This window comes from Oenococcus sicerae, assembly GCF_004102045.2.
Classification (GTDB): domain Bacteria; phylum Bacillota; class Bacilli; order Lactobacillales; family Lactobacillaceae; genus Oenococcus; species Oenococcus sicerae.
Map to the genome: position 1 here is coordinate 1,513,456 of NZ_CP029684.2, position 15,306 is coordinate 1,528,761.

Sequence of the window (15,306 nt, forward strand, 5' to 3'; positions counted from 1 at the left end):
TTAGCGGCAATTACTTCGAGAACCATTCCAATCAAATCGATCAGTTTAATTGTATTAACGGGGCTAATGGTTGCTAGTTTGCTATACTCTCTAACAGACAAAAGATTCTTGAAGGTCCTAAGTTGATGATTGACGTAAAAAATATGTCATTTGAATTTGACCAAGGAACTATTATTTTTGAAAATACTAATTTTAAGCTTTCGGATGGCCACATCGGCATTTTTGGCGATAATGGTCTCGGCAAAACGACATTACTAAATTTCATTAGTGGTCAATTATCACCTCAGCAAGGAACGATATCTTTAGATGGCCAAGTACAAATAGTTTCGCAATTTAATGATTGGGAGGAGTGCCGTAGTCCTGGTGAATTACAACTACAACGATTAAAAAAAGCTGTATTTTCGAATCCTGATATTTTATTGTTAGATGAGCCAACGTCAAATTTAGATAAGAATGGTATCAAAGCATTGACTGGCTTAATTCAACATTTTTCTGGAATTGTACTAACGGTAAGTCCATGATGCTGAGTTTTTAGATTCCATTACAGATCACGTATTATTGATTGAAAATCACCAAGTCAAATTATATGACGAAAAATTTAGTGTTTTTCAAATCGATTATGAACAAACACGTCAAAAAAAGTTTCAGTTGTATGAAGTACAGAACAAACAAAAAAACAGCAGCGTAAATCATTACAACGATTGCAAGAAAAATCCCAACGCTCAAAAAAAGTAAGAGGTATATCAAATTCGGACAAAAAAGCGAAAGGTTTGGCTGGTAAATATGATAAGGTGCAGAATCGACTAGCAAATGCAGAAAAAAGAATGCGCATCACATTCAATGAACATCGCGATGATATAAAACCCTTCTCCAAAATGGGATTAAAAGTCCTAGATTCCGGTCAAAAACCGAGAAAATTAGCCATGAAAGTGTCTTTTAGCGGTGTTAAGGTTAACGGCAAGAGTTTAGTTATTGACCCATTTCAAATCAAAATCCGTTCGGGCCATGTTATTGCATTGCTGGGCGATAATGGCGCTGGTAAAACGACACTCCTTAATGACTTAGCACAAAAATTATCAATAAAGAAGGTTCGCGTAAGTTATTTTCACCAAAATATCAAGCAAGATTGGGATGCTACAAGCCCTCTCATAACCCAGTTAATTAAGAAATCAGGAGTAAGTGAAGAAATAATTCTAGAAGTCGCTGGCGCATTAGGAGTTAATCAACAAATGGCCAATAGAAGTCCAAATGAATTAAGCGGAGGCCAATTATTAAAAGTACAAATAGTATCATGCTTGATTTCTGATTTCGATGTACTCATATTAGATGAACCAACAAATTATCTTGATTATGATGGTGTCGTTGCCCTAACTAAATATATTGCCAATAACAAATCGGCATTTGTCGTTGTATCACATGATAAACAGTTTGTTGAAAATATCACGACGGATGTTGTTGTTATTGAGAACAGAACAGTAATAGATTATTTGACATTACAGGATTACTTTAACTGATAGCAACGCTGATAATAGAAAGAATAACAAAAGATTGAGCCAATCCAAATTAATTAGGCAGTTCTTAGAGTACAAAATAGGCATCGAATAATTAAGTTGCTAAATACAAAAATCCTTAAAAATATTCAGATCGCTATTGATATGCTTCTTGCTACTATTGGTTTACATAATCTTTATTTCACAATTAAATAATACCGATACAGGCTGTTACAAAGGCATTCATTCGACTTGACAAAGTCAAGTTATGTGCGTAATATAATAGCTTGTTTAATGGCAAATTTAATTCCAAAAAGCACAATTGAACAAGTTAAAGACGCAGTCAATATTGTTGATTTTATTGGCAAATATGTCGATCTAAAGAAAAAGGGCAAGTATTTTTGGGGACTATGTCCTTTTGAGGCTGAAAATACACCCAGTTTTACAGTTGACGAAGTCGGACAGCGTTACAAATGTTATTCATGCGGCCGCAGCGGCAATGTTTTTGATTATATTTCCGAAAAAAATGGCCTTTCTTTTCCCCAAGCTGTCGTAAAAGCTGCCGAAAGTGTTGGCATCAAAATTGATCAGAAATACACAGAGAATGCTGCTAATCATTTTAATGAAAAAGATCAAGATCTCATTAATTTGAACACCCAAGCCGCTGAGATTTTCACGCATTTATTATTGAATACTGATTTGTCGACTGAAGCTTTAAAGTACCTAGTGGAGACCAGAAAGCTTGATCGTGCAACGATTACAGAATTTCAGTTAGGCTTTTTGCCCAGCAGCTGGTCTTTACATGACTTTTTTGATGAAAAGAAAATCCCGGTTGAGATTCAGCTAGCTTCGGGTATCATCTCACAATATGATGATGGCAGTTTTCACGATGTCTTTTCCAACCGCATCATGTTTCCTTTAAAAGATTCTTATGGCAATATAGTTGGTTTTTCTGGACGGACCTTGGACAAGGCAAATTCAGCTAAGTATATCAATTCCAAAGAGACTGCTGTTTTCAAAAAATCACAACTTTTATATCATTTTGATGTCGCTAAACAAGCGGCAAAGCTCTCTCAGCATCTGATTCTACTTGAGGGCTACCTTGATGTGATAGCGGCTCATAAGGTCGGTATCGATTATGGTGTTGCTTCAATGGGCACGAGTTTGACAAAAGACCAATTGCAGTTGATTTCGCGAAATAGTCCAACATTGACGATTGCTTATGATGGCGATTCGGCTGGCCAGAATGCGACTTGGCGTGCAATTGAAGAAGCGAAAAAATTTCCTCACTTACAATTAGAAATTGTCACGATTCCAGATAAAAAAGATCCAGATGAGTATCTGCAGGCTAAGGGTCCAGCGGCTTTAAAACAAATATTTGAAGAGGACTCCACCTCGATCAATGATTTTGCTTTTGAATATTTAAAACAAAATCGCAATCTTGAAAATCCAGCAAATTTGAGTGATTATACAAATGATTTGCTTAAATTTCTCGGTAGCCATTCAAATCCGATCGCAAATGATCTGACTTTAAAAAAGCTTTCCGACCAGTTCGGCTTGAGCCGCTCTGTTTTGGATCAATCGTTAAAACAAGTCACTGCTCCTGATCAGGTACAAGCTGAGTATCACCAGAACTTAGAAAAAGCATCGGATCCGCCGACCGAAGTGAAGGCTCGTGATCCTTTAAGCAGCCAAGAAGCAATGATTGAAAGAAAAATGATCGTTTCTGCCCTCTATCATGAAACAGTTTTCCAAGAAATTGAGAAACAAGGGAAAGTAATTTTTCATGACCCGCGAAATCAACTTTATTATTTTCTAATTAAAGGATATCGCGGTAAGCATCCTGGCAATCAGGCAATTGGTGATGCCTTAATGGCCAATATGACAGCTGATGAAAAAGATAATTTTAATCAACTCTTAACGGACCAAGTCGATTTCTATGCAAGTGATAATATCAAAGCCATTGATGATTATTTGTGGCAGCTCAGTAGTCGAATTCCGTTTGAAAAAAAAATTAAACAAACCAAAATCGAAATTCAGCAAGCGATTAATTTGAATCAAAATGATCGTATCAAAGAACTAAATGTTCAATTAGCGAAGCTAATGAAAGAAAAGGCAGGTAACAAACGTGGCTAAAAAAATTATAGTTTCAAATGAAAATACTGTTGCTGAAATTCAGGCAGCTTTAGAAAAAGTAAATGTTAAATTTTTAAAGAAAGATCGTAAAAACGAACTTCTTAATTTGGCTGAGAGCTACAATCGAAAAATTGGCGGATCGGATAACAGCAGTGACAAAGCAATCACGATTAAAACAGCCAAAACAGTTGTCAAAAGCAGAGCTAAAAAACCACTAAGACAGAAAAACAGTAAAAAAGCTGAACCTATTGCGGCTGATTTTGATGAAAAAACTTATGAGAAGGGTCTTAAAGCATTCATCAAAAAGAATAAAAAAACTGGTCATGTTGTCTATGATGATTTGGAAGAAAAAATTGCCAAACCCTTTAGCTTGAATGCAGATCAAATTGACAAGTTGATCGAAAAAGTTGAAGATGCTGGTATTTCAATTGTTGACGAAAATGGTAATCCATCTGAAAAATCATTGAAAGTCAAGAGCAATACTTTAAGCAAAGAAGAGTTAGCACAGGCTTCTTCTGCACCTAAAGGAGTTAAAATCAATGATCCGGTTAGGATGTATTTAAAAGAAATTGGTCGTGTGTCACTGCTGAATGCTGATCAAGAGGTGACGATCGCCAAGCGTATTGAACAAGGCGGTCCTGATGGTGAACGTGCACGTCAGGAACTAGCTGAAGCCAACCTGCGTTTGGTCGTTTCGATCGCTAAACGTTACGTTGGTCGCGGCATGCATTTCTTGGATCTGATTCAAGAAGGCAATATGGGACTCATGAAAGCTGTCGAGAAATTTGATTATACAAAAGGTTTTAAGTTTTCGACTTATGCAACTTGGTGGATTCGTCAGGCTATTACACGTGCGATCGCCGACCAGGCGCGGACGATCAGAATTCCGGTGCATATGGTTGAGACGATCAACAAGTTGATCAGGATCCAACGTACTTTGATCCAAGACCTTGGTCGTGATCCGATGCCTGAAGAAATTGGCGCAGAAATGGAATTAACAGCTGACAAGATTCGTGAAATTCAAAAAATTGCCCAAGAACCAGTATCTTTGGAAACACCTATTGGTGAAGAAGATGATTCTCATTTGGGTGATTTCATTGAAGACAACGAAGGCGAGTCACCAATCGAATCTACTTCTGACCAAATGCTAAAAGATCAGTTAGAAGAGGTATTGGGTACTTTAACTGAGCGCGAGGAGAATGTTTTACGCTTGCGTTTTGGTCTGGAAGATGGCAAGACTCGGACTTTAGAAGAAGTGGGCCGTGTCTTTGGTGTAACACGTGAGCGTATCCGCCAAATTGAAGCCAAGGCACTGCGCAAACTTCGTCATCCAAGTCGTTCCAAGCAATTAAAAGACTTTATGGAGGAATGAACTTGACGTGTTGCAAAACTGGATTTCATGGTCCAGTTTTTTATTTGAGCCAATCAGAGAAAGGATGAATTGATTTTATGGCAAGACTATCAGACCGATTAATGGCAATATATCAGCTGATCGATCAGGATGCAATTGTAATTGATGTTGGGACTGATCACGCTGCGATCCCAATTGCTTTAATAGAAAGTGGCAAAACCGCTTTCGTGATCGCTTCAGATGTTGGTAAAGGACCTTTAATTCAAGCAGAAGAACAAATTGGGTTAGCTGATCTAGACGATGCCAACCGAATCGACTTACGACTTGGCAATGGTTTATCAGTCGCAAATAAAGCGGATAAAATAGATACGATCGTGATCGCTGGCATGGGTGGCGAATTGATCGCCAAACTGTTATCGCAAATACCTGATTTTCTTAATGCTGCAAAATTGATTTTGCAGGCCAATAACGAACAAGCTGACGTGAGACGTATGATCGCACAAAGCAATCGGCTCATTACTGATGAGCAGATATTATTGGAAAACGGCCATTTTTACGAAATTATTGTCGCAACACAAACAGATAAAATGATTCCTTTGACTACTGCAGAACTCAAATTCGGACCCAAGTTGCTGCAAATAAAATCCGAACTCTTTCGACGAAAATGGCAGCAAGAACTTCAGCGCTTAAATAAAATCAAAAAAACACTTGAGCAGTCATCTCAAAGGTCCACAATACGATACGATAGTGTGCAAACAGAAATAAAGGAAATTGAGGAAGTACTTAAATGAAATATGAAAAATTAGTCGATCGTTTTATTGCTTACGCCAAAGTTAATACGCGCTCCAACGAAACTTCAACAACAATTCCTAGCGATCCCAAAGAAGTCGCTTTTCTAGCAAAACTTGCTAGCGAAATCAAAGAACTTGGTTTCGCTGATGTCCGTACCATGAAAGACGGCTATTTATTTGCTAGAATTCCAGCCAGTAAAGGCAAAGAAACTGTTGATCCAATCGGTTTTATTGCGCACGTGGATACTGCAGACTTCAATGCAGAAAACATTCAGCCCGAAGTGCATGAAAACTATGATGGTGAATCCGTTATCAAATTAAATGATGATTATAATTTGGATCCGGCTGTTTTCCCGAATTTGCATAATTACAAAGGACATACTTTAATCACAACTGATGGTACGACGTTACTTGGTGCTGATGATAAGGCTGGTGTGGCCGAAATCATTACGGCCATGTCTTATTTACTTGATCATCCGCAAATTCAACATGGCGAAATTGAAATTGCCTTTGGTCCAGATGAAGAAATCGGTGTTGGAGCTGATCATTTTGATACGAAAAATTTTGCTGCTAAATTCGCCTTTACAGTCGATGGTTCTATCAAAGGTGAATTAGAATGGGCAACTTTTTCTGCCTCAGCAGCTGTTATCAAGGCTGTTGGAACGCAAGTGCACCCCTCAAGTGGTTTTGGCAAATTAATCAATCCATTGATCGCAATTATTGATGTTTTCAACTTGCTGCCAAATGAACGACCAGAAAATACGAAGGGCGATCAAGGATATTATTATTTACTGAATCTCGATGGGGATGGTGACTCAGCCATGGCAAATCTTATTATTCGTGATTTTAAGCGAGATGGTTTAGCTAAGAGAAAACAGATTCTAGCGGATGCTGTAAAAAAAGTGAACTCGGCCTACCCACACCTGGTTTTGGAATTAAGTCAGCATGATCAGTATTACAATATGGCTGATATTCTAAAAGACCATATGGAATCAGTACATCTGGCAGAAGCGGCATTTAAGGCACTATCGATTGAAGCGGATGAGCAGCCTGTGCGTGGCGGCACAGATGGTTCTAAAATAACTTTTCTTGGTTTGCCAACGCCAAACATTTTTACAGGTGCTGAAAATCTGCATGGCCGCTATGAGTTCGCCTCAGTGCAGGATATGGAACTGGCAACAGATGTTATTTTAAAAATTATCGAGCTGCATTCAAAATAAAGCCAATAAAAAAACTCCCGAAATTACTTCTCGGAAGTTTTTTTTGTCTCATCAGAGTTAGCTGATTGAGAGATATGAGTGATAAGGATGGCAGCAAGTTCACCAATGATCAGCCACACAATCGTGACTTTTAAAGGATTAAAAATTTGCTGAGAAAGTTGACCCACGATAAATCCAAGCACATTTCCTAAAACAACCGACCAAAAAGCAACAACAATATATTTCATACAAAGCATTGTAAATCTATTGCGAAAAAAATACAATTATACGAACACATTTTCGTATCAATGCTATTCGCGATATTATTGAAGTATGTCTTACACACCATTGCAAGTATTTAGCGAATACGATCTGTTGAAAAATCCTGACTCGACTGAGGATCTTGTTTTAATGCTGAAAAAAAGATCTTTTAAAGCTGCTATTTTGGCCAATCATGATTATCTGTACGGTGCTGAAAAATTTCGTCAGACTGCAATTTCTGCTGGAATTCGTCCAATTATCGGTTTAACGATTAGTAATACGAATCATGGAGAAATTATTGCGGTCGCGAAAAACTATGCCGGCTATCAGCATTTGATGATCATCAGCAGTTGGCTGGCATTTAACCAAGATAAGCAATTGGATCTGGACACTGATAACTTTGATTTTTCACAGCTTGTTCTCATTTTGCAAGATAATCAAGAAGGTAAAGTGCAGCGTGTTACCACATTTTCGAGAAAACAGCTCGGGTATTTTCCGATTGACTGGGTCAAAGAAAATGATGCTGTTGTTGCGACGGCCTTAAGGCACATTGATGAAAATAGACTCGATTTCACTGGTCAACCCGAATTATCTGGCAGTTATTTAAAAGACGAAGATTTTTACAGCTCTGCTTTACCTGCTGAAATACTAGCAAATAATGAACATTTCATCGAATCGATCAGTGACGACTGGCCAACAAGCCAAAGACATCTGCCAATTTACCCACTCCCTGAGAAAGAAGAGAATCCAGAACTTTATTTAAAAAAATTAGTCAAACTGGGTCTCAAAAATCGTTTTAGGAAATCAGAAATTCCTGTTTTCTATCAAAAAAGAATTGATTTTGAACTTGGCATTATTTTTCAGCTCGATTTAGCTGATTATTTTCTTGTGGTGTGGGATATTATTAATTTCGCCCGTCATCAAAATATCCAATTAGGTGCTGGACGGGGCTCAGCAGTTGGTTCGTTGGTTGCTTACGCGCTTTACATTACAACTATCGACCCGCTGGAATACGATCTTTATTTTGAACGTTTTTTGAATCCCAAACGTGTTCAGTTACCAGATATTGATATTGATGTGCCAGGAAATCGCCGGCAAGAAATCGTTGAGTATTTACAGGAAAAGTATTCAATTGATCATTTTTCTCAGATTGGCACTTTTGATACTTTTAAAAGGCGCTTAGCCGTTCGAGATAGTGCCCGAATCTTTGCCAGTAGCGAGGGCAGTTTGAAACGTTTTTCGAGTTTTATGGCGCAAAATAACGATGCTTTAGAAAATGCTGATCCTGATAATCTGCCTGATGCTATTTCTGATTTGCCACATGCAGCACAAATTATCGGACTGGCACAATCAATTTCAGGTTTGCCTCGGCATGTTGGTATTCATGCTGCTGGGATTGTTTTAAGCCCTGAAAAATTAGTTCGTTACGTTCCTTTGAATAAAATTTCCGATGTCACAGTCACACAATTTGATAAAGATGATGTTGAAGCGATCGGATTAGTTAAATTTGACTTGCTGCGACTGACAAACTTGGACATGATCGCTGATATCAGAAATTTGATCAAACAGCATTTTCAAAAAGAAATTAATTTAGATAAGGTACCGCTTGATGACGAAAAAGTTTTGACCTTATTCCGTAATCTACAAACGAACGGTATTTTTCAATTCGAATCCGAGTCTGCTAAAAGCGCTTTAAAACAAGTTTCTGTAACCAGTTTTGCTGATATTGTTGCCGTGAATGCTCTGAATCGACCTGGACCATCGGAAAATATTCCAAATTATGCCAAGGGCAAAGCTGATCCAACCAAAATTAAACTAATAGACAATAGCCTGCAACAAATTCTACTTCCAACCTATGGTGTCATTATTTATCAAGAACAGGTTATGCAGATCGCACAAGTTTATGCTGGTTTCACCCTTGGTGAAGCTGATGTTTTTCGAGCAGCGATTGGACACAAAAATGAAGAAAAATTATTGGCTCAGCATGATGCTTTTATCAGAGGTTCGATCGAAAATGGCCACGAAACAGCACAGGCTGAGGAAATTTTTTCTTATATTGAAAGATTCGCCAATTATGGTTTTAATAAAAGCCACGCTGTTGCATACAGCAAATTGGCTTTTGAAATCGCCTATCTCAAAGCTTATTTCCCAATGGAATTTTTTAGTGTTTTATTAAATTACGATAGTAAAGCTGTTTATTTACAAGACGTAAAAAACGCTGGTATCAAGCTTTTAGGACCGGATATCAATCATGCTGAACAAGCTTTTATCAGTGATGACAAGGCAATTTATATTGGATTGAATAAAGTAAAAGGACTAAATAGACAAGTTGCAGATGAAATTCTTCAAGAAAGACATGCTAATGGTTTATTCTCGAGCCTGATTGATTTTCTAAAGAGAATGGCTGGTAGTCGTTTGGCCGATAGCGACATCGTACAATTAGCATATGCTGGTGCCTTAGATCATTTTGGCTACACACGACAAGAATTAGTTAATAATGCTAGTTCGATGATTACTGCCATGCAGTTTGGCGGCAGTCTCCTAAATGAAACCAAAATGGCGTCAGCCGATGAGATGCCTTTACTAGATCGACTAAATCACGAAAAAGAGACTTTGGGTTTTGCAATTTCAGGTCATCCTATTGATAGTCTTAGAAAAGAAATTGTTGAAAAAGGGTATACACAAATCATTGATTTGAAGGCTGATCAACAGGTCAAGATGGCAGTTATGATCGATTCGATTCGAACAACAAGGGATAAAAATGGTAATCAAATGGCTTTTGTTTCTATCTCTGATGGAACCGGCGAGAGTTCGCTCACAGTTTTTGCGCGTGAATATGTACAATTAGCATCGATTTTGAAATCTGGTGCACTAATTGCCTTAATTGGTAGGACGCAGTTGAGAAAAGATGAAATAAATATTATTGTGAATAAAATACAACGGATCGGTCACTGATTCGTGAAGAAAATGTTAAGATAAAAGTGTTTTGTTATTGTTAAATGATAAACAAAAAACAGGAGCATTGAATGAAAAAGACAAAGATTGTTTCCACTTTAGGTCCTGCATCCAACAACCTAAAAATTATTTCCGCATTGATCAAAAGCGGAATTAATGTTGCACGTTTTAATTTTAGTCATGGTGATCACGATGAGCATGCTGCTCGTATGGGACTGGTTCACGAAGCTGAAAAAAAGACTGGTAAATTAATTGGTTTTATGCTTGATACTAAAGGTGCTGAGATCCGGACAACGGTTCAAGACACGCCAAGTGGCAAAATTGCATTCAAGAAAGGCGATAAACTTCGCATTTCGATGAATGAAAAGAACAAGGGCACAAAAGAAAAGATTGCCGTCACTTATAAAGGACTCTATGATGACGTCAAAGTCGGCGGAAAAGTTTTGTTCGATGATGGCATTATTGAAATGACCGTCACTGCCAAAGATTCTAAAAACAAGGAACTACTTGTTGAAGTTGATAATGACGGCGTCCTTGGCGGCAGAAAAGGTGTCAATGCACCTGGTGTTGCTATTAATTTACCTGGTATTACAAAAAAGGACAAGTCAGACATTGAATTTGGTTTGGAACAAGGAATTGACTTCATAGCCGCTTCTTTTGTCCGTAAGGCCCAAGATGTTTTGGATATTCGTAAGCTCTTAAAGAAACATCATCAGGAAGACCATGTCATGATTTTCCCGAAAATCGAATCACAAGAGGGTATTGATAACTTCGAATCAATTGTTGCTGTCTCTGATGGATTGATGGTTCCTCGTGGTGATATGGGTGTTGAAATTCCGTATGAAGAAGTACCTGTTATCCAAAAGAAGATGATCCGTTATATGAATCGTTTAGGCAAACCAGTTATTACTGCCACACAAATGCTTGATTCGATGATCGAGAATCCTCGTGCAACTCGTGCAGAAATCAATGATGTTGAAAATGCTGTCTGGGACGGTACTGATGCAACGATGCTTTCCGGCGAATCAGCTAATGGAAGCTGGCCAGTCGAAGCTGTTGCTACTATGGCAACTTCAGATGAATACGCTGAAAATCACGTTCATGACGATGGTAATCGAATTGATTTACGAAACGAACCAAAAGCAAGCGACACGGAAGTATTAGCTCAAGCAGCCGTTGACGCTGCTCGTGAAGCTGGTGCTAAAGTGATCGTGGCTTCAACAGCCTCTGGTTATACGGCACGTTTGATATCTAAGTTCCGTCCCGATGTGCCTATTTTGGCAATTACCTATGATGAGTTAACGGCTCGTTCATTGACGATTAATTATGCCGTCTATCCAGTTGTTAAGGAAGCACCAGAAACGACTGATGATATGATTGAATTAGCAAAGAAAACGGTTCATGAGCATAAAATTGCTAAAAAAGGCGATACAATCGTGGTTACAGCTGGATTACCAATCAAAAAACCTGGTACGACTAACTTAATTCACGTTGTCAAGCTTTAAGTTTTGAATATATTTTTAAAAACAACCACAACGATGGCTGTTTTTTTGTACACTAATAAGGTTATGTTAACTAGTGAGGAAAAATTTAATGATCTTTTGTCTGATTATTCCACTTATTTAAGAACTGAGCGTGGTTTACTGGAAAATTCAATCAAAAGTTATCATCAGGATCTTTCGGAATTTGGTCATTATTTGCATCAAACGAATACTGTGTTAACTAAAATCGATCGTTTTACAATATTAGATTGGTTGAATCAACTGCAGCAGACAGGAAAATCGAATAACTCGGTCGTCCATATGGTCAGTTCGCTGCGTAAGTTTTTTGCTTATTTATTAGAGGATGAAAAAATCGATGTCGATCCCATGCTGAAAGTGACAACACCAAAAAAGAATGCTCATTTGCCTCAGGTTCTGACAACCGAAGAAATCGAAAGGATACTCGCTGTTCCAGATATTACGACTAAGCTTGGCTTAAGAAATCGTGCATTATTGGAAACGATGTATGCAACCGGTTTTCGCGTGACTGAAATCTGTAACTTGAAAATGGCAGACCTGCATGCCGATCTTGGTCTGATCACTACGATTGGAAAAGGAGAGAAACAAAGAATTATTCCAATAGGTGAAATTTCTTTACTTTATATTGCAAAATATTTTAACGAATCTCGACCTTTGTTGATTAAAGATGAGAATGTGCCTTACCTATTTGTCAATGATCATGGTAGACAGCTTTCACGACAGGGCATTTTTAAATTAATTAAAAGTTTTGCTTTAAAAGCCAATATCACAAAGGACATCAGTCCACATACAATGCGTCACTCTTTTGCGACCCATTTGTTGGAAAACGGTGCCGACCTAAGAATTGTCCAAGAGTTATTGGGACATTCGGATATCAGTACAACTCAAATTTATACACACGTCAGTCAAAAACATTTAAAAGAACAATATGATAAATTTCATCCGCGAGCCAATTAAGGACCGGCAATGATAGAATTGTTTTCGTGATTAATAATGAACTCACAATTTCTCTAAAGGACTTTAATGGCCCGTTAGATCTTCTTCTGCACTTGATTCGAACTCAAGAATTGGATATTTTTGACTTGCCGATCACCAAAGTTACAGATCAATTTTTGCATTTTATTGACGAACAGCTGAATCCTTCGCTAGATTCAGCTGGTGAATATTTGTATATGGCCGCAACTTTGATTAAAATTAAGTCACGTTTTTTATTGCCCACAAGTAAAACTGATGATGATAAAGAAAACGAAGATCCGCGTCAAGAACTTGTTAATGCCTTAGTTGAATATCAACGCTATCAGACAGTTATCGATGATATGTCAAATCTAGAAGAACATCGTGGACTTTCTTATACACGTCCGGTCGGGAAAATTCCTCAAAACATCAAAGTTGCTGCATTATCAGCAGGTGTTACTCTAAAGGATTTGCAAAACGCTTTTTTATCGATCGCTAATCGCCAAATTGATCTGCATCCTCGTAAAAGGAAAATTGAACAAGAACATTTTTCTGTTGCAGATAAAATTCAGGAAATCAAATTCTTGTTTCATAAAACAGATTTACCTTCTAAACTTGAATTTAACTTTTTTTTTAAAGTTTCAACTAGCAGCGATGAACTGATTACAACTTTTTTAGCTATTTTAGAGTTGGCAAAAGACCATATTATTGTAATTAGCCAAAACACTGAGAATACAATATTTTTAGAAAAAGGAGGTTATATTAGTGGAAATTGATCAAACGGCAGCCTTATTTGCTTTAATTTTTATTGCTGGTGATGACGGCATTGATCTACAAAGCCTCAGTCAAGTAACGGGATTTGATCATTCAGCCATCTCTGATTTGCTTGATGATTTAGATCAAAAATTAGCTAAGGATAAGACAAATCCGCTCAAATTGTTGAAAAATGATGCTACTTACCGTTTGATCACCAAGTCGGACTTTGCCGCTTTACTGGGCAGATATTATCAATCACCGATTGCTAATACGTTATCGAAAGCCAGCTTGGAAACCTTAACGATCATTGCTTACAAGCAGCCGGTCACGCGCGTAGAAGTTGATAAAATACGCGGCGTGAATTCTTCAGGCGCGATCTCCAGACTTTTATCAAGAGACTTGATTCATGGAGTTGGCAGGAAAGACGAAATCGGAAGACCTGTCATTTATGAAACGACTAATTTTTTCTTGGACTATTTTGGCTTAAAAACGATCACAGAACTGCCGAAATTACCAGATCCAAATACTTTAAAAAATGTTGCCAGCACTGACCAGACTGATCTATTCCAACGACCTAAAAAAAATGAAAACGAGAACTAATGACTGAATTAGAAAGATTACAAAAACGCATCGCTAAAGCAGGTATTGCATCAAGACGCAAAGCGGAGCAAATGATTATCAATGGTCGGGTTAAAGTCAATGGCAAAATTGTCGTCAAACTTGGTAGCAAGGTTAATGAAAAAGATACGATTTCTGTTGATGATCAAGATATTAGTGGGGAAAAGTTTGAATATTATCTGTTAAATAAACCTTCAGGCTATGTATCGTCGAATAAAAGCTATCCAGATCAACCTAGCGTTACAGAACTCATTAAGACTGAGAGCAGAATTTTTCCAGTTGGTCGATTAGATATGGATACGACTGGTGTTTTATTATTGACCAATGATGGTGACTTAACACAAAAGTTGACCCATCCTAAGCACCGAATCAAAAGAACTTATGAAGCTTGGGTCAAAGGTATCGTCCAAAACACCGAATTAGATCAGCTGACCAAGCCGATACGTTTTGATAATGAAATTTACTTTCCACAAGCAGCGAAAATTCTAAAAACTGATCTTAACAGGGCTGAGACTTTCATGGAAATCACAATTGCCGAGGGAAAAAATCATGAAATTAAAAAGATTTTAGAATTCATTGATCATCCTGTCATAAAATTGAACCGTAACATGTTTGCTGGAATTACCTTAGGGGAATTGAAGAGCGGCCAATACCGGCCGTTATCTGATCAAGAAGTTAAGAGGATTAAACGATGACTGAAAACAGAAAAAACTTAAGGATACTCATGGTGACAGTACTTTTTGCTGCTGTCAGTTTTATTTTGATTATTTTTCCGACTGTCCCAATCATTCCGGGAGCGAGTTTCCTCGAATTAGAAATTTCTATCGTACCTTTATTGCTATTGGCACATTTTTATGGGATTAAATATGGATTATTAGGTTTATTGCTGCGGTCGATTTTATATTTAATTTTGCTAAACAAAGGCGTCATCACGTGGATCGGACTGCCAATTAACATTGTTGCCGTAATTGTTTTTTTACTAGTTTTTTCAGTACTGAGAAAACGAAATATTTGGTTGGCGATTATTTTAGCTACCATTGCATTGACGATCGTTGCGATTGTCGTCAATATTTTCTTTGCAATTCCTGCATATACCAAATTTATGAATTTTGATATTGACAAAACGATTGGCTTTTGGAAATATATCATTCTCATGATTTTACCTTTCAATTTGATCGAAGGTCTTGTGTGGGGCATAGTATACTATCCGATTGAGAAGATATTCGCAAAAATTTTCCCTAATCGGCTATGATAGAATAAATTTATTGAACGAGG

Annotated in this window: 14 protein-coding genes; 13 read left to right on the forward strand and 1 reads right to left on the reverse strand. The window is 37.6% G+C overall.

Annotated features, from left to right (window positions below; all coding sequences use genetic code 11):
• The first annotated feature begins 125 nt into the window (after nt 1–125).
• The 6 genes from DLJ48_RS08620 (at nt 126) to pepT (ending at nt 6,988) form a co-directional block, all read left to right on the forward strand.
• Entirely contained in the window at nt 126–521 is a 396-nt protein-coding gene (locus DLJ48_RS08620; protein WP_243148572.1) for an ATP-binding cassette domain-containing protein, read from the forward strand.
• 180 nt (nt 522–701) lie between these two features.
• The gene (locus tag DLJ48_RS08625) at nt 702–1,514 is read left to right on the forward strand and encodes an ATP-binding cassette domain-containing protein (protein WP_243148574.1); all 813 of its coding nucleotides are present in this window, start codon (nt 702–704) and stop codon (nt 1,512–1,514) included.
• 270 nt (nt 1,515–1,784) lie between these two features.
• Nucleotides 1,785–3,626 carry a DNA primase gene (dnaG, locus tag DLJ48_RS07755; RefSeq protein WP_128686897.1) on the forward strand — a complete coding sequence of 614 codons (1,842 nt, stop codon included), beginning with the start codon at nt 1,785–1,787 and terminating at the stop codon, nt 3,624–3,626.
• Nucleotides 3,619–4,998 carry an RNA polymerase sigma factor RpoD gene (gene rpoD / locus DLJ48_RS07760; protein ID WP_128686898.1) on the forward strand — a complete coding sequence of 460 codons (1,380 nt, stop codon included), beginning with the start codon at nt 3,619–3,621 and terminating at the stop codon, nt 4,996–4,998. The genes dnaG and rpoD overlap by 8 nt, the downstream gene beginning before the upstream one ends.
• A 77-nt stretch (nt 4,999–5,075) precedes the next feature.
• Complete coding sequence (locus DLJ48_RS07765) at nt 5,076–5,768, forward strand: tRNA (adenine(22)-N(1))-methyltransferase (protein ID WP_128686899.1); 693 nt, start codon at nt 5,076–5,078, stop codon at nt 5,766–5,768.
• Nucleotides 5,765–6,988 carry a peptidase T gene (pepT, locus tag DLJ48_RS07770; RefSeq protein ID WP_128686900.1) on the forward strand — a complete coding sequence of 408 codons (1,224 nt, stop codon included), beginning with the start codon at nt 5,765–5,767 and terminating at the stop codon, nt 6,986–6,988. The genes DLJ48_RS07765 and pepT overlap by 4 nt, the downstream gene beginning before the upstream one ends.
• Before the next feature lie 23 nt (nt 6,989–7,011).
• Here the strand turns inward: pepT and DLJ48_RS07775 are convergent, their stop codons facing one another.
• Entirely contained in the window at nt 7,012–7,215 is a 204-nt protein-coding gene (locus DLJ48_RS07775; protein WP_128686901.1) for a YjzD family protein, read from the reverse strand.
• Nucleotides 7,216–7,300: 85 nt separating this feature from the next.
• Between DLJ48_RS07775 and dnaE the strand changes: the two genes are divergently transcribed.
• The 7 genes from dnaE (at nt 7,301) to DLJ48_RS07810 (ending at nt 15,283) form a co-directional block, all read left to right on the forward strand.
• Nucleotides 7,301–10,183, forward strand: a complete 2,883-nt coding sequence (gene dnaE / locus DLJ48_RS07780; RefSeq protein ID WP_128686902.1) for a DNA polymerase III subunit alpha — start codon at nt 7,301–7,303, stop codon at nt 10,181–10,183.
• A gap of 71 nt (nt 10,184–10,254) precedes the next feature.
• Nucleotides 10,255–11,688, forward strand: coding sequence for a pyruvate kinase (pyk, locus tag DLJ48_RS07785; RefSeq protein WP_128686903.1), 1,434 nt, complete (start codon nt 10,255–10,257; stop codon nt 11,686–11,688).
• Between the two features lie 63 nt (nt 11,689–11,751).
• A complete protein-coding gene (xerD, locus tag DLJ48_RS07790) occupies nt 11,752–12,660 on the forward strand; it encodes a site-specific tyrosine recombinase XerD (RefSeq protein WP_128687121.1) in 909 nt (302 codons plus the stop codon).
• A gap of 26 nt (nt 12,661–12,686) precedes the next feature.
• Nucleotides 12,687–13,433 (forward strand): segregation and condensation protein A, encoded by a 747-nt coding sequence (locus DLJ48_RS07795; RefSeq protein WP_243148576.1) that lies wholly within the window; start codon nt 12,687–12,689, stop codon nt 13,431–13,433.
• A complete protein-coding gene (gene scpB / locus DLJ48_RS07800; protein WP_243148578.1) occupies nt 13,423–14,013 on the forward strand; it encodes an SMC-Scp complex subunit ScpB in 591 nt (196 codons plus the stop codon). The genes DLJ48_RS07795 and scpB overlap by 11 nt, the downstream gene beginning before the upstream one ends.
• On the forward strand, nt 14,013–14,726 hold the full coding sequence (locus tag DLJ48_RS07805) for a pseudouridine synthase (protein ID WP_128686906.1): 714 nt from the start codon (nt 14,013–14,015) through the stop codon (nt 14,724–14,726). The genes scpB and DLJ48_RS07805 overlap by 1 nt, the downstream gene beginning before the upstream one ends.
• On the forward strand, nt 14,723–15,283 hold the full coding sequence (locus tag DLJ48_RS07810; RefSeq protein WP_128686907.1) for an ECF transporter S component: 561 nt from the start codon (nt 14,723–14,725) through the stop codon (nt 15,281–15,283). The genes DLJ48_RS07805 and DLJ48_RS07810 overlap by 4 nt, the downstream gene beginning before the upstream one ends.
• Nucleotides 15,284–15,306: the final 23 nt, after the last annotated feature.

Excerpts from the sequence above, each read along its gene's own strand:
- DLJ48_RS08620 (WP_243148572.1), top strand. The coding sequence starts at position 126 with ATGATTGACGTAAAAAATATGTCATTTGAATTTGACCAAGGAACTATT.
- dnaG (WP_128686897.1), top strand. The coding sequence starts at position 1,785 with ATGGCAAATTTAATTCCAAAAAGCACAATTGAACAAGTTAAAGACGCA.
- DLJ48_RS07765 (WP_128686899.1), top strand. The coding sequence starts at position 5,076 with ATGGCAAGACTATCAGACCGATTAATGGCAATATATCAGCTGATCGAT.
- pepT (WP_128686900.1), top strand. The coding sequence starts at position 5,765 with ATGAAATATGAAAAATTAGTCGATCGTTTTATTGCTTACGCCAAAGTT.
- DLJ48_RS07775 (WP_128686901.1), bottom strand. The coding sequence starts at position 7,215 with ATGAAATATATTGTTGTTGCTTTTTGGTCGGTTGTTTTAGGAAATGTG.
- dnaE (WP_128686902.1), top strand. The coding sequence starts at position 7,301 with ATGTCTTACACACCATTGCAAGTATTTAGCGAATACGATCTGTTGAAA.
- pyk (WP_128686903.1), top strand. The coding sequence starts at position 10,255 with ATGAAAAAGACAAAGATTGTTTCCACTTTAGGTCCTGCATCCAACAAC.
- xerD (WP_128687121.1), top strand. The coding sequence starts at position 11,752 with ATGTTAACTAGTGAGGAAAAATTTAATGATCTTTTGTCTGATTATTCC.
- DLJ48_RS07805 (WP_128686906.1), top strand. The coding sequence starts at position 14,013 with ATGACTGAATTAGAAAGATTACAAAAACGCATCGCTAAAGCAGGTATT.
- DLJ48_RS07810 (WP_128686907.1), top strand. The coding sequence starts at position 14,723 with ATGACTGAAAACAGAAAAAACTTAAGGATACTCATGGTGACAGTACTT.